This window comes from Pseudoxanthomonas koreensis (genome assembly GCF_041890415.1).
GTDB classification, from domain to species: Bacteria; Pseudomonadota; Gammaproteobacteria; order Xanthomonadales; family Xanthomonadaceae; genus Pseudoxanthomonas; species Pseudoxanthomonas koreensis_A.
This window is the reverse complement of sequence record NZ_CP169056.1, coordinates 2,106,098-2,123,296: the sequence shown is the minus strand read 5'-3', so window position 1 is coordinate 2,123,296 and position 17,199 is coordinate 2,106,098. Positions and strand designations below refer to the sequence as shown.

Sequence of the window (17,199 nt, the reverse complement as noted above, 5' to 3'; positions counted from 1 at the left end):
GGGCGGACGGGACCACGGGATGTATTGCCCCCTGCAGCCCGGCCCCATTACAATGTGCGCCCCGCCCGAATAGCTCAGCCGGTTAGAGCACTTGACTGTTAATCAGGGGGTCGTTGGTTCGAGTCCAACTTCGGGCGCCAAATGATTCAAGCACTTAGGCTCGCTTCGGCGGGCCTAAGTTCTTTCTGGCGTAGCCGAATCGTAGCTACTGGGGTGGCGCCTCCATCGTCACTTGCTCCGCGTACCGCTTGAGGTCATCCATGCCCAGGTGCGCGTACCTCTGAACCATGGCCGGGGTCTGCCACCCTCCGAGCTTCTGGAGAACGTGCATCGGGGTCCCGCCCTGCGCGTGCCAGCTGGCCCAGGTGTGCCGCAGGTCATGCCAGCGGAAGTTCTCGATGCCGGCACGCTTCAGGGCATTACGCCATGCCTTCGTGCCGGTCTTGAACTCCACGGGCCTTCCTCGGAACGTGAACACCCACTCGGGGTGCTTCCCTTGCTGTTCCGTGAGCACCTGCAAGGCTTCGGCGTTTAAAGGCACCGGGATCGCCCGCTTGCCCTTGGCTTCCGTCGCCTCCACCCAAGCTGCCCCGCGCTGCATGTCCACCCGTGACCAACGCAGTCCTTTCACGTTGGCCTGCCGCAGCCCGGTGGCAAGTGAGAAGCGCACCATGGCCCGCAGGTGTTCAGGCAGTTCGACCAGCAGCCGTGCGGCCTCTGCGCGGCTCAGGTGGCGATTGCGGCCCTGCGACTCCTTGAGCAGCCGGAACCGGGGCAGCTTGTCGAGCCAGTCCCATTCCAGTTGCGCCCGGCGAAGGACGGCCCGAACCACCTGAATCCTGCGATTGACGGTGGCATTGCTCTTGCCCTCATCAAGGCCCTCCGAAATGAGCCTGTCCAGCACATCACGCGTGATGTCGGTCAGGCCCATGCCTTCAAGCCGGGGTTGCAGCCAGCGCAAATGCAGCTTGTCGTCGTCTATCGACTTCTTCTGTACCTCCTTCAGGTAGCGAAGCACTGCTTCATCCCACGTCCGACGCGGCTTTACGCCGAGCCGTTCCTGTTCCCACAGTTCGGCTTTTCGCTTGTCGTGGAACTCCTGGGCTTGCCGCTTGTTGGTAGTCCCAGAGCTTTGCGACACGCGTCGATTGCCGACCGTGAGCTTGACCCACCAGTACGGTGAGTCCTTGCGTTTGTAGAGTGACATTGAGAAATCTCCGAGCTGTCACCCTGCAACGCCCGCCGCGCGTAGTTTGCCCGAACGTAGCCGAGAAGGTCAGCTTCGATGAACACCCAGCGCCTGCCGATCTTGGCGCCGGGTATGCGTCCGTCGATTGCCCATTCAGCAACCGTCACCGGGTGAAGCTTCAGCAGCTTGGCGGCCTCCAGCAGGGTGAGCGTAATCACATTGCTCCTTCCCGCTGGCTTTCCCCCCGTGGCAGTGGGAGGTTGACCAGCCGCTTCGGCGTTCCGGGCCTCATGGCCTGCTCCAGCACGGCGAACGGGTCCCCGGACTCCACCCGCAGCATCACGTTCAGCGCTTGGCCGTACTGCGTGCGCAGGCAGTCCACCATGCGCGCATAGCCGATCTCGCCCGCCTTGGCGAGCGTCTGCATCTTGTCCTGGTGTTGCGAAAGATGGGCGAGGCAAGGGTAGGCGCCGGCCAGGTAGTCCCCCGGCCTGACCAGCACGTCGTGCGGAATGATGCGCGACTTGCCGCGGAACTCGACTTCCACGCGGCACCATGGGCTGGTGGGGTCGCCGAGCTGCTTCCCCTTCTCGTAGACCCGGCACAGCTTGCCGTTCTGCCTCTGGCCCACGTACAGGGTTTTCCCCTTGCCGGAGCCAAGATCGTCCACCAAGCGTGCGTGGGGTGCGCGGCCTCCCGTGTTGAACTGGCCCTCTTCGAACCATTCGCGCGCCTGCGCGATGGTGAAGGTTGCACCGGTGAAATCATCGTGCGCCAGATCGATGCGTGTAAGCCGGACGCCGTAGGCTTCGCACCAGACGCGCACCGCGTTCCAGTCTTGGACCCGCGAGCAGCCAAGGGCGTTCAGCTCAAGGTGTACCGTGCCGCGCTGATGTTCCCCGCCGTAGGCAAGCAGACCGAAGCCCCCGAGGTCGACGCGGGTTTCGTAGCCCTGCCAGCCGCCCTGGAGTTGCTTCCAGTCCTTCTGCGGAAGGCTGAGGACTGACTCGACAAGGGTGGCGAAGTTACCGCCGGCAGGAAGCCAGGTGCAGGCCAGCCAGTCGATATGCGCGATGGTATCCGTGTGACTTTCGCCCCGTGTTACTAGACGGGGCACATCGCCGATTGCCTTCTCGCTTGCGCCGACCGGCCGCGCCAACCATCGCTCACGCTCTGTTTCGCGCGGCCGGTCGGCGCCTTCGATCAAGCTGCGGGGTATGTGGTCTGTCTGCATGAAATTGGCTCCAAGTGACGCGTTGGAGTCAGGCTCGATGCACGCCCTCTGACTCCTTCGCATGGTTGCGAGGAATCACAAGGAGGGGACAGACCCGAGAAGAGTTGCGCACCTATTGCTTCATCTCAAAGCCTGTCTATTTCTGCTTTGAGAGGTCATGGACGCGACCATGACTTCGCGGAATGCGCCGATAAGTTACTACTTGTGAAACCAGAGATTCGCAAGTGTCAGTCCGCTTGTCAATATCAAGTTATCCACCGCCTACCCATCGCCTTGCTTCGCGTCGCGAAGCAACCCGTCGGCCGGTTCGGTTCGACGCAAGCGCCGAACCGACCGCCGGGCTTCGGGCCATGGATAGCCCGTGGATAACAGTTCTACGCTGCGACGAGCTCAGCAATTTTTGAGGCGACTTCCGACATGGAGTCTTCGGCGGTATCTAGGCCGGTACGTGAAGCAAGCATAGGACTCACGTCGCGCAGTGCTTCATATGTTGTGTTATGCACGATGGGGACAAGTCGATTTCCAGCCAGTAGGGTTGATAACTCCTTGTCTGCCACACTTTCCTTAGGGAGGCGTGCGAGCAGCGCTGGGGTTACTAGTACTAAGCCCACCTTTGAGTTGGCTAGCCCCCTATCAATTGCGCGCATCATGGGGACTCCCAGACCGAGATCCTTTTCGCTGAACCACACTTTGACGCCCGCTGCTTCTAGTAGGTCGTGCAAGTCCTTGGCGGCTCCCTGACGATCATCCCAAGCGTGGCAAAGGAAAACATCGCGTTTGTCAGGGTGCTGCGCGGCCTGAGCCTCTACCGACTCCCGAATAGGGGTCAGTGATTGCACCTCTGATGGGGTGTAGAAGACGGCGGAGCCTGCTCGGGACCAGCGGGGTTTAGAGGTCTTCTTGGCGCTGCCTCCGCTGCTGCCACGTGAGCCGCTATAGCTGGAGCTAGAGCTGCTAGCTGTCGGGTAGTACGAGCTGCTGCTATATCCGCTGCTGTACCCGCCCCCGTAGCCGTATCCGCCGCGGGAGCCGCAAGCGGGGCATTCCGCCCTCGCCGCCGCCGACCTATGTCCACGTCTTGGTGCAGTGCATCTCGCCATATATTCGGCCCTCCGGCCTTGAGTTATTGGTTCGAAGTGCGGGAACTCTCGGTTGGTGCGCTGGGGTCACTGGCTGCAGGTTCTACGAGATGGAACGTAGCCAGATCGTAGCCAGCGGCCCTTGATAATAGTTGTTTTAGGCTGCTCCGTATGCTTGGCGGGCATTGCAGGATCAATGGGTTACGTGATGCGGACTGTTATATGGAACAACTGTTAATCAGGGGGTCGTTGGTTCGAGTCCAACTTCGGGCGCCAAATGATTCAAGCACTTAGGCTCGCTTCGGCGGGCCTTTTTGTTGTTTGCCTGTTTCCCGTCGGTGGATGTACCTCCTGTCCTGTCGAGACGGCTTCACTCGTTCCGGCAGGACCGCCCCACTGGGATGAACCCACGGATCCAGTGTTCCGGCCCTTGCCTGGGCGCTCCGACTAGCCTGCTTTCTCTTCGCAGGAGTGTACGGTGAACTTCCGTACAAGGAGAGTTTGCCATGACTACTGCTGCCGCCCGCCTGGACCTGCGCTTGAATCCTGCAGACAAGGCACGTATCACCCGTGCCGCCGACCTGCGGGGTGTGCCGTTGTCCGCTTTCGTGCGTGATGCGGTCCTGCGCGAAGCCGAAAACGTCATGGCTGCCGAGCTGTCCATCACCCTGTCGACCGAGGAATCCAGGCGGTTCCTCAAGGCATTGGATGCGCCGTTCCAGCCCAATGCCAAGCTGAAAAAGGCCCTTGCCCGCGTCACGCAGGCCTGAGGCGTGCTCGTTGTCGAGCAGCTCAAGCCAAAGCGGCACGATCGCGACGGGTTGGCGTGCGGCGAGCCCACCCTGGATGCTTACCTGCACAGGCAAGCTGCCCAGCATCACCGCGACGGCATCAGTACCACGCACGTCCTTGTGGACGACGCCGAGCCGGCTCGCATCCTTGGTTATTACAGCCTGTCCGCTGCCCAACTACTGCTGACCAATTTGCAGGAGACCGATCGCAAGCGTCTGCCAACCTATCCGGTGCCGGCCGTCCGCATGGGGCGGCTGGCTGTCGCTGCCAGCGAGCAGGGCAAAGGCCACGGTGACTATCTGCTGGCACATGCCGTGGTGCGCAGCATGGCTCTGCGTGAGCAGCTCGGCGTGTACGTGCTGCTGGTGGACACGCTGCACGAGAAAGCGGCCCGCTTCTATCGCGCCTATGGTTTCCGTGAGGCGGCGGCAGGTTCGCGCACGTGGTACTTGCCGCTGGGGAGTTCATGACTCCTATGCACTCGACCCAATCCACGACTTCAAGTCACTCCCGCCAAGGGCGTGATGTCAGGGAGACTGCCGGGCGTTCAGGACGGCGTGGTGCCTCGTCCTCTACAGCGCCGTGACATCGCGCCCCGCACCATGCCCGCATGGAGACGCGTGCCGACATTGATGCCGCCCTTGAATGCCTGCAGCGGCGACTGCCCGAACTGATGGCCGAGCTGGAGCGGGACAAGGTCCTGGAAGCCTTCGCCGCCGAGGCCGAGCCACTGACCCGCGCGCCACCGGCCGAGCACGAGGCCTACATCCACCGGCGGCTCAACTGCATGCTGGCCGATGCAGGCCTGGCGCCCGGGGAAAGCGAGGGCGAGCCTTGCCCGACTGGTCTCTGACTGGCAGGCCATCCGCCCCGTTGCAGCGTCAGTAACCCGGACAGACAGTGCCCGCGGAAGGCTTGCGGGTGCGCACGCGGCCGGTATTGTTGACGATGATTTCTCCACCCAGGCGCTCGCTATGGCACACGCGCAGGGTGAGGTTGCTGCCGCCGGCCAGGCCGTCCTGCTGGTAACGCACGCGCAGCCGCCCGCCGCTGGCGCGCACCTGGATCGACTCGTGCAGCGGAAATTGCACGTCGCGCAGGATGTCCTGCGGGCTGTGCGGCTGGCTGCTGCGCTTGGGGTCCAGGTAGAGCAGCCAGCCTGCGCTCCAGTCCGGCTCGTCGTGGCAACGCCCGCCCCCGCGCGAGGGACACAGGGTGACCGGCATCCGCAGGGTGATGGCGGTATTGCGGGCCTGCGCCAGTTGCGCGCTGACCAGGTGCATGGCGGTGGTGGTGCGCTGGCGGTGCAGGGCCTCCTGGAAGCCGGGCAGGGCCAGGCCGAACAGGATGGCGGTGACCGCAAGCACGATCAGGCATTCGATCAGGGTGAACCCCGGCGCATCCTTGCGCATGGGCGAAATCCTTTCGCTCGGGAGTGGTCAGGATGGCGCCGGGCCCGGGCCTGCGGAATCGGCGTGTGGCGCAGCTGCGTGTAGGAAATCCGGCACCGCGCTGTAGGAGCGCCCCTTGGGCGCAGGGATTCTGGACTTCCCCGGCCTCTCTCCCCGGGGCCGTTGCGCGCATGGGCGCCGCCTGCGGGGTGTGAAAGGGCTGCAAGGGTCAGCCGGCCGCCGTGTCTATACTGGTCGGTCCCTCACCACGGTGCCGCCCATGAGCGAGCGATTCGAGCTGGTGTCTCCGTATTCACCCGCGGGTGAACAGCCGCAGGCCATCGAAAAACTGATCGCCGGGTTCGAGGCCGGGCTGGCCAGGCAGGTGCTGCTGGGCGTGACCGGCTCGGGCAAGACCTACACCATCGCCAACGTGGTCCAGGCGGTGCAGAAGCCGACCCTGGTGATGGCGCCGAACAAGACCCTGGCGGCGCAGTTGTACGGCGAGTTCAAGGCGTTCTTCCCGAACAACGCGGTCGAATACTTCGTCAGCTACTACGACTACTACCAGCCCGAGGCCTACATCCCCTCGACCGACACGTTCATCGACAAGGACAGCTCGATCAACGACCACATCGAGCAGATGCGGCTGGCGGCGACCAAGGCGCTGCTGTCGCGGCCGGATGCGCTGGTGGTGGGCACGGTGTCGGCGATCTACGGCCTGGGCGCGCCGGAGGACTACCTGTCGCTGCGCCTGATCCTGTCGCGTGGCGAGCGCATCGACCAGCGCGAGCTGCTGCGCCACCTGACCCAGTTGCAGTACACCCGCAACGAGTACGAGCTGCAGCGCGGCACCTTCCGCGTGCGCGGCGAGGTGATCGACGTGCACCCGGCCGAAAGCGACGCCGAGGCGGTGCGGATCGAGCTGTTCGACGGCGAGATCGAGAACATCGCCCTGTTCGACCCGCTCACCGGCGAGGTGCTGCGCAAGCTGCCGCGCTACACGATCTACCCCAAGACCCACTACGCGACCACGCGCGAGCGCGTGCTGGCCGCGATCGAGACGATCAAGGTCGAGCTGAAGGAGCGGCTGGAGCAGCTGTATGCGCAGAACAAGCTGGTCGAGGCCCAGCGCCTGGCCCAGCGTACCCAGTTCGACCTGGAGATGATGGCCGAGGTCGGCTATTGCTCGGGCATCGAGAACTACTCGCGGCACCTCACCGGCAAGGCGCCGGGCGAGCCGCCGCCCACGTTGTTCGATTACCTGCCCGCCGATGCGCTGCTGGTGGTGGACGAGTCGCACGTGACCATTCCGCAGATCGGTGCGATGTACAAGGGCGACCGTTCGCGCAAGGAAACACTGGTGGAGTTTGGCTTCCGCCTGCCGTCGGCGCTGGACAACCGGCCGCTGAAGTTCGAGGAGTGGGAGGCGCGGGCACCGCGCTCGATCTATGTCTCGGCCACGCCCGGGCCATACGAGAAGCGCGAAGCCGGCGACCAGGTGGTGGAACTGGTGGTGCGCCCGACCGGTCTGGTCGACCCGAAGGTGGAGATCCGCCCGGTCGCCACCCAGGTCGACGACCTGATGTCGGAGATCAACCTGCGCGTGGCCGACGGCGACCGCGTGCTGGTCACCACCCTGACCAAGCGCATGGCCGAGAACCTCACCGACTACCTGTCCGAGCACGGGATCAAGGTCCGCTACCTGCACTCGGACGTGGACACGGTGGAGCGGGTGGAGATCATCCGCGACCTGCGCCTGGGCAAGTTCGACGTGCTGGTCGGCATCAACCTGCTGCGCGAGGGCCTGGACATGCCCGAGGTGTCGCTGGTGGCGATCCTGGACGCGGACAAGGAGGGCTTCCTGCGCTCGACCGGCTCGCTGATCCAGACCATCGGCCGGGCCGCGCGCAACCTGCGCGGCAAGGCGATCCTGTACGCGGACCGGGTGACCGATTCGATGCGGCGCGCGCTCGACGAAACCGACCGGCGTCGCGAAAAGCAGGAGGAATACAACGCCCGGCACGGCATCGTGCCGCGCGCGGTGGTGCGCGAGATCATGGACGTGATGGAGGGTGCGCGAGCCGAGCCCGGCGAGGCCAAGGCCGGCAAGGCTGCGCGCGGCAAGACCCGGCAGGTGGCCGAGCCCGCCGCCGATTACGCCGCGCTGGACCCGGCCAGGGCAGCGGCGAAGATCAAGGAGATGGAGCAGCGCATGTACCAGCACGCGCGCGACCTGGAGTTCGAGGACGCCGCCCGCCTGCGCGACCAGATCCGCAGGCTCAAGGAAGCCAGCCTGGCCGTGTAGGAGCCGGTCTCGCCGGCGACCGTCATGCCGGGACCATCCACCGATCTGCCAGCCATCGCAGTCGCCGGCAAGGCTCCTGCAGGGGGCGAGGTCTTGCTGGCGACCTGCCATATCCGCCCTCGGTCATGGCCGTTTATTTTGTAGGAGCCGGTCTCGCCGGCGACCTGCCATATCCGCCCTCGGTCATGGCCGTTTATTTTGTAGGAGCCGGTCTCGCCGGCGACCCGCCATGTCCGGCTCGGCCACCGACCGGCCGACGTAGCCACCGGCCGGCCCCCTCCAGGACCGGCTCCGCGCTCCGCCGGTTCTCCCGGCCCATCCACCGGAGCCGCGGACACCGACCTTGCCGGTTGTGGCCGCCCCCGGCGCACGATAGAATGCGCGCCCCTGACGCGGGCAATCCGCGCAGCGCGACGGGCGGTTAGCTCAGCGGTAGAGCACTACCTTGACATGGTAGGGGTCACAGGTTCGAACCCTGTACCGCCCACCATCTGAAACTCTTGCGATGCAACGGTTTCGATGGTTTTCCTGTTTTCGCATCCTGGCCAGTTGGCATCGCAGTGGCATTGCCTGCGATGGCCCAGCCTTGGCTGGGCGTTTTGCGGATCTACGAAGGCCTGCTCTTCGCAACCTTCGATGCCAGGCTCCCCCAAGGTTGCCATCGCAGTGCAGGCCGACTCCGGGTGATCCGGGCCCCGTCCCGGTGCACCGGGCTCCGGTCACAGGCCACGCCATTTGATCTTGGCCAGCCTGCGAGAATGGAGTACAAATGTACTCCATGGCCGATCTCAGTCCCCGCCGTTCCGCGATCCTGACATTCATCCGGGATCAGCACGCCAGCCATGGCCACCCGCCGAGCCTGGCCGAGATTGCCGATGCCTGCGGGCTGGCCTCCCGCGGTGCAGCGCGCAAGCACGTCCTCGCGTTGGCCGAAGCAGGGCTGATCGAGGTGGCCTCCGGCCAGGCGCGGGGCATCCGCCCGGCAGGGGTGCAGGCGCGACCGGGGCTGCTGCAGGTGCCGATCCTGGGCCGGGTGGCGGCGGGCACGCCCATCGATGCCGATGCCGGGCTCGTGGATACCCTGGCCATGGACGCCCGGCTGTTCTCGCCGCGGCCGGATTACCTGCTGCGGGTGCAGGGCGATTCAATGATCAACGACGGCATCCTGGATGGCGACCTGGTTGGCGTGCACCGCACGCCCGAGGCGTGGGACGGCCAGACGGTGGTCGCGCGGATCGATGGCGAACTGACCATCAAGCGGCTGCAACGCGCGCGACGGCAGATCGTCCTGTTGCCACGGAACCCGGCGCATGCGCCGATCCTGGTGGGTCCGGGGCAGGACTTCGCCATCGAAGGCGTGTACTGCGGCCTGGTCCGGCGGGGCTGAAATGGGACAGGTCGTTGCCCTCGAATCGATGCTGGCCGCGCGCACGCTGTGGCACGCCGGTCGCAACACCGCGATCGCCGCAGATGGCGAGCCTACCGGCCACGCCGCGCTCGACGCATTGTTGCCGCAGGGCGGCTGGCCGCGGCGCGCGTTGACCGAACTGCTGCTGCCGGTGGATGGCGTGGGCGAGCTGTCGCTGCTGTTGCCGACGCTGGCGCGGTTGACCCACGCCGGCGGCACGGTGGCCCTGGTCGCGCCGCCCTACATTCCCTATGCCCCCGCATGGCAGGACGCGGGAGTGGAACTGGCCGGGCTGGAGATCATCGACGCCGCACCCTCCGATGCGCTGTGGGCGTTCGAGCAGTGCCTGCGCAGCGGTGCGTGCGCCGCCGTGCTGGGTTGGCCGCGACAGGCCGATGCGACCTCGCTGCGCCGGCTGCAGGTAGCCGCCGACAGTGGTGCCTGCCTGGGCTTCGCCTTGCGTGACCGCAGGCATGCGGTCAACGCCTCGCCGGCTGCGCTGCGCCTGGAACTGGCACGCGACGGGCGGGGCGATGTGGCGTGGCATGTGCGTAAATGCCGCGGTGGTCCGGCGCCGGCGCGCGCCTTCGCTCCGGGCGTGGCGTGAGGGGGCGCCATGCTCTGGGCCTGTGTACTGCTGCCGCAGTTGGCGCTCGACGCCGTCCTTCGCCGACGGCCGGATCCGGACGCGCCATTGGCGCTGATCCACGGGCCAGCGCAGCTACGCAGCCTGCATGCGGTGAACGCGGCGGCCGCCGCGGCGGGGCTGGCGCCTGGCATGCGCCTGGTTGCCGCGCACGCGCTGCTGCGCGACTTCGCCATGGTCGAATACGAGGATGCGGCTGAAGCACGCTGGCAACGTTTCCTCGCTGCCTGGGCGTACCGGCACAGCTCGCTGGTCAGCGCACAGTGGCCGGGCTGCATCGTCATGGAGGTGCGCGGCAGCTTCAGCTTGCTCGGGCCGTGGCCGCGGATCGAGGCCCGCTTGCGCGAGGAACTCGTTGCGCTGGGTTTCCGCCACCGCATTGCACTGGCACCGACCCCGCGCGCAGCGCGCGTGCTGGCTGGTCTGCAGGACGGGTTGGCGATCCCGCACGCGGCCACCCTGGCTGCGCAGCTGGATCAGGTGCCGGTGCACCGCGCCTGCCTGCCCGACGGCCTGGGGACGCGCTTGCGGCGCATGGGCATCGCCGACCTGCGCACCCTGCGCGGCCTGCCGGGCGATGCCTTGCGCCGCCGCTTCGGCCTGCCACTGCTGCAACATCTGGAACGGCTGTACGGGCAGGCCGATGATCCACTCGAGTACTACCTGCCGGCGGACCATTTCGATGGGCGGGTGGAACTGGGTCATGAAGTGGACAGCCATACCGCCCTGCTGTTTCCGCTACGTCGGTTGATCGGCGACCTGTGCACCGCACTGTCGATCCGCGATGGTGGCGTGCAGCGTTTCGTGCTGCGCCTGGAGCACGGGCGCGAACATGGCACGCAGGCGCATACCGACGTGCCGGTTGGACTGCTGTCGGCCGAACGCGAGCCGGCCATGCTGTTCGAGCTGGCGCGCATCCGCCTGGAGCGCGCATCCCTTCCCGCACCGGTGGTCGCGGTGCGTCTGCTGGCGCGACAGCTGCCCCCATTCGTGCCTGCCAGCCGCGACCTGTTCGACACGCGAGCCCAGCAGCAGTTGCCGTGGCCACAGCTGCGCGAGCGCCTGCGCGCACGGCTGGGCGAGGAGGCGGTCTATCGCGTCGGTCCCGCTGCCGATCCACGGCCCGAACGTGCCTGGCGGCGCGTGCAGGGCGAAGATGCGTGCATCGAGGCCGCGCCGCCACGGCCTCCGCGCCCGTTGTGGCTGTTGCCCAGGCCGCTGCCATTGCGGGGTGGGGTGCGGATCATCTCCGGCCCGGAGCGCCTGGAAAGCGGCTGGTGGGACGATGCCGACACGCGCCGGGACTATTACGTGCTGGAGACGGCGCAAGGCCAGCGCGCCTGGGCGTTCGCACCACCGGGGGAGCGCGGTGGCTGGATGCTGCACGGGTGGTTCGCATGAATCGGGACGGCGCCATCCACGGCCAGTGCCGCGACATTCCCGGCGAGGGAGCGCCACGTGCGCAGCAGGTTGCGCGGCGCCTGCGCCGGGGTGCGGCCAACGACGATGCCCATGCAGCCGACGGTCTGCCGGCCTATGCGGAACTGCATTGCCTGTCGGATTTCTCGTTCCTGCGCGGAGCCAGCGATGCCGCCGCCCTGTTCGAGCGCGCGCGGCGCTGCGGCTACAGCGCGCTGGCGATCACTGACGAATGCTCGCTGGCCGGCATCGTGCGTGCACTGGAAGCTTCCGAGTCCACCGGCCTGCCGTTGGTGGTCGGAAGCGAGTTCGTGCTGGTGGATGGACTCCGCTGCGTGCTGCTGGTCGAGCACCGGGCCGGCTACACCCGCTTGTGCGAACTGATCACCATCGCCCGCCGTGCCGCCGGCAAGGGCCGCTATTGCCTGGCACGGGGCGACGTGGAGCGGGTGGTGGGCGCATGCGGGCTGGATGCCGGAAGTTGCGGCCTGTTCGCACTGTGGCTGCCTGGCGACGAACCGGATCCGGAGCAGGGCGGCTGGCTGCGCCAGGTGTTCGGCGAACGTGCCTGGCTTGCGGTGGAGCTGCACCGGGAAACCGATGATGCCGTGCGGCTGTCGCGCCTGCTGGCATTGGCCGACAGGTTGCGGCTGCCGGCGCTGGCCAGTGGCGACGTGCACATGGCCAACCGTCGCGAGCGCATCCTGCAGGACACGCTGACCGCGATCCGCCACACCACCCCGCTGGCGCAGGCCGGTGCGTTGCTGTTCCGCAATGGCGAGCGCCATCTGCGCACGCGCCGCGCGCTGGGCAACATCTACCCGCCGCATCTGCTGCAGGCCACCGTGGAATTGGCGCGACGTTGCGTGTTCACCCTGCGCGAAGTGAAGTACGACTATCCGGCCGAGCTGGTGCCCGAAGGGCAGACCCCTGCCAGCCGCCTGCGCGCGCTGACCGAGGCCGGCATACGCGAACGCTGGCCACGGGGAACGCCCCCCAAAGTGGCTGCGCAGGTCGAGGAAGAGCTGGCGCTGATCGCGGAGCTGAAGTACGAAGCATTTTTCCTGACCGTGCATGACATCGTCCGTTATGCACGCTCGCGCGGCATTCTCTGCCAGGGGCGCGGCTCTTCGGCCAATTCGGCGGTCTGCTATGCGCTGGGCATCACCGCGGTCAACCCGGCCGAGACCCGCCTGCTGATCGCCCGCTTCCTGTCGCGCGCGCGCGGCGAACCGCCCGACATCGACGTGGATTTCGAACACGAGCGCCGCGAGGAAGTGCTGCAGTACGTCTATCGCAAGTACGGGCGCCAGCGCGCGGCCCTGGCCGCCACCGTGATCAGCTACCGCGGCAAGAGCGCGGTGCGCGACGTGGCCAAGGCGTTCGGCCTGCCGCCGGACCAGATCGCCCTGCTGGCCGAGTGCTTCGGCTGGGGCAATGGCGAGACGCCCATGCAGCAGCGCCTGCGCGAAGCCGGCTTCGATCCGGACAATCCGCTGATCGCCAGGGTGCTGGACCTGGCGGCGATGCTCGAAGGGCGGCCGCGGCACCTGTCGCAACACGTGGGCGGTTTCGTGATTTCCGACGCGCCGCTGTGGCAGCTGGTGCCGGTGGAGAACGCGGCCATGGCCGAGCGCACCATCATCCAGTGGGACAAGGGCGACCTGGAAACCATGGGCCTGCTCAAGGTCGACTGCCTGGCGCTGGGGATGTTGACCTGCATCCGCAAGGCGGTGGACCTGGTGGAACGGCACCGCGGTTACCGGCCCGACATCGCCCGGCTGCCGGAGGAGGACGCACCCTCCACCTACGCGATGATGCAGGCCGCCGACACCGTGGGCGTATTCCAGATCGAATCGCGCGCGCAGATGAGCATGCTGCCGCGGCTCAGGCCGGCGCGGTTCTACGACATCGTGGTGCAGGTGGCCATCGTCCGTCCCGGCCCGATCCATGGTGGCATGGTCCATCCGTACCTGCGCCGGCGCATGGGTAAGGAACCGGTGACCTATCCGTCCGCGGGCGTGAGGGAAATCCTCGGCGAAACACTGGGCATCCCGCTGTTCCAGGAGCAGGTGATGGAGCTGGTGATGCATGCCGGCTACAACGCCGACGAGGCTGATGGCCTGCGTCGTTCGATGGCGGCCTGGAGGCGCGGCGGCGACATGGAGCGGCACCGCGTGCGTATCCGCGAACTGATGGAACGCAAGGGTTACAACTCCGGATTCATCGAGCAGATCTTCGAACAGATCAAGGGTTTCGGTTCCTACGGCTTCCCGCAGAGCCACGCCGCTTCGTTCGCCAAGCTGGTCTATATCAGTTGCTGGCTCAAGCGGCACGAGCCGGCGGCGTTTGCCTGCGCGCTGCTCAATGCGCAGCCGATGGGGTTCTATTCGCCCGGCCAGATCGTGCAGGACGCGCGCCGCGGGCGCGGTGACCGCGCAGGCGTGGAGGTGCGGCCGGTGGACGTAGCCTGCAGCGATTGGGACAACACCCTGGAAGGCGGGCATCCACGCACCGGCATGGACGACGGCGGCCAGCCGGCGATCCGCCTGGGCCTGCGCCAGGTGGCAGGACTGGCGGAAAAGGCGGGGCTTGCGATCGTGGCTGCGCGTGCGGATGCGGCGTTCGCCGACGTGCACGACCTGTGCTTGCGCGCGGGCCTGGATCCGAAGGCGCGCCAGGCGCTGGCTGAAGCCGGTGCGCTGGATTCCCTGGCCGGCCACCGCAACGCCGCGCGCTGGGCGGTGGCCGGCATCGAGCAGCAGCGGCCGCTGCTGCCCGGCAGCCCGGACGAAGCACGGATCGAACTGCCGGCACCGCGCCTGGGTGAAGAGCTGGCTTCGGATTACCGCAGCACCGGGCTGAGCTTGCGCACCCATCCACTGGCGCTGCTGCGCGCGCAGCTGGCGCAGCGTCGCATTCTCGGTTCGCGCGAACTGCAGCGTCGTCCGCACGGGAGCGGCGTATACGTGGCCGGGCTGGTCACCCAGCGGCAGCGCCCGGCAACGGCCAAGGGCACCATCTTCGTCACCCTCGAGGACGAGCACGGCATGGTCAATGTGATCGTCTGGCCGGACCTGGCGATCCGCCAGCGCAAGCCGCTGCTGCAATCGCGGCTGCTGGCCGTGCGCGGGCGCTGGGAGCGGGTGGACGGGGTCGAGCACCTGATCGCCGGGCGGATGGAAGACCTCAGCAGCCTGCTCGGCACCCTGGCGGTGCCATCAAGGGATTTCCACTGATCGCGTGTGGGTCCCGGTCAGTGCGATGCGGGCGTCTGCTCCGTTGGAGGCAATGACACCAGCCGCAACTCGAACAGACGCGGCGTGCGCCGGTCCGCGTGCGCGACGAACTCCACTCGCACGCCTTCGCTGCCGTGGATCGCTGCAGCGACCCCTGCCGGAATGTCGATCTGCTCCACGACCAGGTCGTCCGCGCCGCTGCCGTCCAGCACGATCCTGCCCAGGGTGTGGCCATCCACGCGCACGTCCATGGCGGCCTGCCACTCGCCGCCGAACACGGTCAGCTGCAAGGCCAGCGGCGTGCCCGCCGCAGCCGGCCGTCGTGCGTGGATGCGATACGAAAACCTGTCCCCGGCATCGCGCCAGGGCCGTCCCAGCATCGCGCCGGTGTTGCTGTCCCGGCCCTGGTAAGCGTGGTCGACTTCCGGCTGCTGCTCACCGGGCTGGACCTGGTCCAGGGTGCGCGCGTCCAGTGCCTGGCGCTCGCGTTCGGCGGCCTCGATCGCTGCCAGCACCTGCGGATACTCGGCCGCCGTGGTGGTGCGCCAGTAGGCCATGTAGCGCGCATCGTGGATGCGGTGCATCGGCTCCAGGCGCAGGCCGCGGAACGACGTGGGCCGCAGCAGCAGGTCGGCGCTGAACACCAGCGGTGTACCCCCTGCCACCGGCACGATGCCCGCGGCCAGCGCATCGCGCGGACCCACCAGCATCGGCGCCTGGTCCAGCGGCAGATAGGGGCCGGGCGCGATGTGGCTGCCGCGGCCGTCGTCGGCGATCAACCCTTCCAGCGCGTCGGTGCCGGTGCGTGCGCCCAGCATCAGCGGACCGTGCATCACCGCGACCCAGTCCGAGCCGTCGGGCAGGCCCTCGATCCGGGTCGTCATCGGCAGCGCGATCTCGACCCGGTCGCCGTCCTTCCACTCACGCTCGATCCGCGCAAAGGACGAGGGCGTGGACTCCACCGGCCAGCGCCGGCCGTTGACCTTCACCTGCAGCGGTCCATCCAGCCAGTGCGGATGGCGCAGCTCCAGCGCGAACGCCTGCGGCGCATCAAGCGCAAGTTCCAGCGTGCTGCGCGCTTCCTCGGGGAAGCGCGTGCGCTGGCGCAGCACCACGCCGCGCTGGCGCCAGTGCAGCTGCGAATCCATGTACAGGTTCACCCGCAGCGAGCCGGGGCCGTGCGCATACACGAATGCACCATGCCGGCCGTGGTTCTCCATGCCGGTGCCCACGCAGCACCAGAAGCATTCCTGTGGCTGCGAGTACACCCGGTAATGGCGCGGTCGGATCGGGGTGAAGTAGACCAGGCCACCATGGCCGGGGTGCTGGGTGGACAGGATGTGGTTGAACAGCACCCGCTCGTAGAAATCGGCGTGGCGCGGGTCGGGCCGCAGCCGCTCCAGCAGCAGGGTCAGCCGCAGCATGTTGTAGCTGTTGCAGGTTTCCGGGCCCTCGCGCGAGGTGGTCATCGCGCTGAAGTCGTCGACCGGATTGAAATGCTCGCGCACGCTGTTGCCGCCGAAGGCGATGCTGCGGTGCATGGCCATGCGTTCCCAGAAGAACTGCGCCGCCTCGATCCATGCAGGGTCGCCATCCAGCTCGCCGATGCGGGCAAAACCAATCACCTTGGGAATCTGGGTGTTGGCGTGCAGGCCGTCGAGCCGGTCCTCGCGGCGCAGCAGCGGGTCGAGGATGGCGCGGTGCGAAAACCTGCGTGCCAGTGCCAGGTAGCGCCGTTCGCCGGTGATGGCGTACACGTCGGCCAGCACTTCGTTCATGCCGCCGTGCTCGGTGTCCAGCACGCGCTGGAGCTGGTTGTCGTCCAGGTGCGCGACCAGCGCGCCGGCCCAGTCGGCGAAGTGCACCAGCACGTCGCGCGCCTGCGCGTTGCCGGCCATCAGCCAGGCATCGCGCAGGCCGGCAAAGGTTTTGTGCAGGTTGTAGAACGGCACCCATGCGCCTTCCAGCGAGAACGACTCGGCCTGGAAATCACCGCTGGCGATGCGGTTCCACAGCACGCCGCCGTTGGGCACGCCACCGACGTAGCCATTGCCGTTGGCGCGCTGGCATTCGGCCAGGCCTTCGACCATCGCCGCCAGGCGCCGGCGCATGTCCGTGTTGCCCTGCGCGGCCTGCTGCGCCAGAGCCGACAGGTAATGGCCTGCAGTGTGGCCGTCCAGGCCCATCGATTCCCAGTTCGGGTACCTGGCTGCGGGCGAGGGCAGGCCGGCTTCGATCCGGAACGGTGCCAGCAGCCGGTCGATGTCCAGCGCCGCCAGGTAGCGCAGGTTGAGCGCGCTGGAATGGGCGAACACGCCTTCGCCCAGGCGCACGTCCGCCAGGCCGAACAGGTGCACGGGGCCGCGGCTGGCGCCAGTGGATGCAGGCAGGGCAAGCGCCGGCAAGGCGGGCAGGGCCGGCAGCAGCGCCGTCGCGCCGAGGGCCGTGACAAAACGGCGGCGGGTCAGTCCGGTTCCGGGTGCGCGCATGGCTG

General features: G+C 67.2%; 14 protein-coding genes and 2 tRNA genes. 10 read left to right on the top strand and 6 right to left on the bottom strand.

Annotated elements, in window-relative coordinates; all coding sequences use genetic code 11:
• The first annotated feature begins 63 nt into the window (after positions 1 to 63).
• Positions 64 to 140, top strand: a tRNA-Asn gene (locus ACEJ41_RS09735).
• A 65-nt stretch (positions 141 to 205) separates the two neighbouring features.
• Here the strand turns inward: ACEJ41_RS09735 and ACEJ41_RS09730 are convergent.
• From ACEJ41_RS09730 to ACEJ41_RS09715, 4 genes are all read right to left on the bottom strand, one after another.
• A complete protein-coding gene (locus ACEJ41_RS09730) occupies positions 206 to 1,018 on the bottom strand; it encodes a tyrosine-type recombinase/integrase (protein WP_374012082.1) in 813 nt (270 codons plus the stop codon).
• 26 nt (positions 1,019 to 1,044) lie between these two features.
• A complete protein-coding gene (locus ACEJ41_RS09725) occupies positions 1,045 to 1,407 on the bottom strand; it encodes a helix-turn-helix domain-containing protein (RefSeq protein WP_374012081.1) in 363 nt (120 codons plus the stop codon).
• On the bottom strand, positions 1,404 to 2,423 hold the full coding sequence (locus tag ACEJ41_RS09720; protein WP_374012080.1) for a replication initiation factor domain-containing protein: 1,020 nt from the start codon (positions 2,421 to 2,423) through the stop codon (positions 1,404 to 1,406). Before ACEJ41_RS09720 ends, ACEJ41_RS09725 begins: the two co-directional genes overlap by 4 nt.
• A gap of 374 nt (positions 2,424 to 2,797) precedes the next feature.
• Positions 2,798 to 3,523 (bottom strand): toll/interleukin-1 receptor domain-containing protein, encoded by a 726-nt coding sequence (locus ACEJ41_RS09715; RefSeq protein ID WP_374012079.1) that lies wholly within the window; start codon positions 3,521 to 3,523, stop codon positions 2,798 to 2,800.
• A 485-nt stretch (positions 3,524 to 4,008) separates the two neighbouring features.
• On the opposite strand from ACEJ41_RS09715, the gene ACEJ41_RS09710 reads away from it, so the two are divergent.
• The 3 genes from ACEJ41_RS09710 (at position 4,009) to ACEJ41_RS09700 (ending at position 5,147) form a co-directional block, all read left to right on the top strand.
• Positions 4,009 to 4,272: a DUF1778 domain-containing protein gene (locus tag ACEJ41_RS09710; protein WP_374012078.1), complete on the top strand. Its 264-nt coding sequence runs from the start codon at positions 4,009 to 4,011 to the stop codon at positions 4,270 to 4,272.
• Between the two features lie 3 nt (positions 4,273 to 4,275).
• A complete protein-coding gene (locus ACEJ41_RS09705) occupies positions 4,276 to 4,764 on the top strand; it encodes a GNAT family N-acetyltransferase (RefSeq protein ID WP_374012077.1) in 489 nt (162 codons plus the stop codon).
• A 140-nt stretch (positions 4,765 to 4,904) separates the two neighbouring features.
• Entirely contained in the window at positions 4,905 to 5,147 is a 243-nt protein-coding gene (locus ACEJ41_RS09700; protein WP_374012076.1) for a hypothetical protein, read from the top strand.
• A 28-nt stretch (positions 5,148 to 5,175) separates the two neighbouring features.
• Here ACEJ41_RS09700 and ACEJ41_RS09695 read toward each other — a convergent pair whose 3' ends face one another.
• A complete protein-coding gene (locus ACEJ41_RS09695) occupies positions 5,176 to 5,706 on the bottom strand; it encodes a GspH/FimT family pseudopilin (RefSeq protein ID WP_374012075.1) in 531 nt (176 codons plus the stop codon).
• A 259-nt stretch (positions 5,707 to 5,965) separates the two neighbouring features.
• Between ACEJ41_RS09695 and uvrB the strand changes: the two genes are divergently transcribed.
• From uvrB to ACEJ41_RS09665, 6 genes are all read left to right on the top strand, one after another.
• Positions 5,966 to 7,993, top strand: a complete 2,028-nt coding sequence (gene uvrB, locus ACEJ41_RS09690; RefSeq protein WP_374012074.1) for an excinuclease ABC subunit UvrB — start codon at positions 5,966 to 5,968, stop codon at positions 7,991 to 7,993.
• A 415-nt stretch (positions 7,994 to 8,408) separates the two neighbouring features.
• Positions 8,409 to 8,483: transfer RNA gene (locus tag ACEJ41_RS09685), tRNA-Val, on the top strand.
• Positions 8,484 to 8,771: 288 nt separating this feature from the next.
• On the top strand, positions 8,772 to 9,380 hold the full coding sequence (lexA, locus tag ACEJ41_RS09680) for a transcriptional repressor LexA (protein ID WP_374012073.1): 609 nt from the start codon (positions 8,772 to 8,774) through the stop codon (positions 9,378 to 9,380).
• 1 nt (position 9,381) lies between these two features.
• Positions 9,382 to 10,008 carry a translesion DNA synthesis-associated protein ImuA gene (imuA, locus tag ACEJ41_RS09675; RefSeq protein ID WP_374012072.1) on the top strand — a complete coding sequence of 209 codons (627 nt, stop codon included), beginning with the start codon at positions 9,382 to 9,384 and terminating at the stop codon, positions 10,006 to 10,008.
• Between the two features lie 9 nt (positions 10,009 to 10,017).
• Positions 10,018 to 11,448 carry a DNA polymerase Y family protein gene (locus tag ACEJ41_RS09670; RefSeq protein WP_374012071.1) on the top strand — a complete coding sequence of 477 codons (1,431 nt, stop codon included), beginning with the start codon at positions 10,018 to 10,020 and terminating at the stop codon, positions 11,446 to 11,448.
• Positions 11,445 to 14,705 (top strand): error-prone DNA polymerase, encoded by a 3,261-nt coding sequence (locus tag ACEJ41_RS09665; RefSeq protein ID WP_374012070.1) that lies wholly within the window; start codon positions 11,445 to 11,447, stop codon positions 14,703 to 14,705. Before ACEJ41_RS09670 ends, ACEJ41_RS09665 begins: the two co-directional genes overlap by 4 nt.
• 17 nt (positions 14,706 to 14,722) lie before the next feature.
• Here the strand turns inward: ACEJ41_RS09665 and ACEJ41_RS09660 are convergent, their stop codons facing one another.
• Positions 14,723 to 17,194: a beta-L-arabinofuranosidase domain-containing protein gene (locus ACEJ41_RS09660; RefSeq protein WP_374012069.1), complete on the bottom strand. Its 2,472-nt coding sequence runs from the start codon at positions 17,192 to 17,194 to the stop codon at positions 14,723 to 14,725.
• Positions 17,195 to 17,199 lie beyond the last annotated feature (5 nt).

What these genes read in the sequence shown, in the direction of transcription:
- ACEJ41_RS09670 (WP_374012071.1), top strand. Translation starts at nt 10,018, where the DNA reads ATGCTCTGGGCCTGTGTACTGCTGCCGCAGTTGGCGCTCGACGCCGTC.
- ACEJ41_RS09695 (WP_374012075.1), bottom strand. Translation starts at nt 5,706, where the DNA reads ATGCGCAAGGATGCGCCGGGGTTCACCCTGATCGAATGCCTGATCGTG.
- imuA (WP_374012072.1), top strand. Translation starts at nt 9,382, where the DNA reads ATGGGACAGGTCGTTGCCCTCGAATCGATGCTGGCCGCGCGCACGCTG.
- uvrB (WP_374012074.1), top strand. Translation starts at nt 5,966, where the DNA reads ATGAGCGAGCGATTCGAGCTGGTGTCTCCGTATTCACCCGCGGGTGAA.
- lexA (WP_374012073.1), top strand. Translation starts at nt 8,772, where the DNA reads ATGGCCGATCTCAGTCCCCGCCGTTCCGCGATCCTGACATTCATCCGG.
- ACEJ41_RS09715 (WP_374012079.1), bottom strand. Translation starts at nt 3,523, where the DNA reads ATGGCGAGATGCACTGCACCAAGACGTGGACATAGGTCGGCGGCGGCG.
- ACEJ41_RS09700 (WP_374012076.1), top strand. Translation starts at nt 4,905, where the DNA reads ATGGAGACGCGTGCCGACATTGATGCCGCCCTTGAATGCCTGCAGCGG.
- ACEJ41_RS09665 (WP_374012070.1), top strand. Translation starts at nt 11,445, where the DNA reads ATGAATCGGGACGGCGCCATCCACGGCCAGTGCCGCGACATTCCCGGC.
- ACEJ41_RS09710 (WP_374012078.1), top strand. Translation starts at nt 4,009, where the DNA reads ATGACTACTGCTGCCGCCCGCCTGGACCTGCGCTTGAATCCTGCAGAC.
- ACEJ41_RS09720 (WP_374012080.1), bottom strand. Translation starts at nt 2,423, where the DNA reads ATGCAGACAGACCACATACCCCGCAGCTTGATCGAAGGCGCCGACCGG.
- ACEJ41_RS09660 (WP_374012069.1), bottom strand. Translation starts at nt 17,194, where the DNA reads ATGCGCGCACCCGGAACCGGACTGACCCGCCGCCGTTTTGTCACGGCC.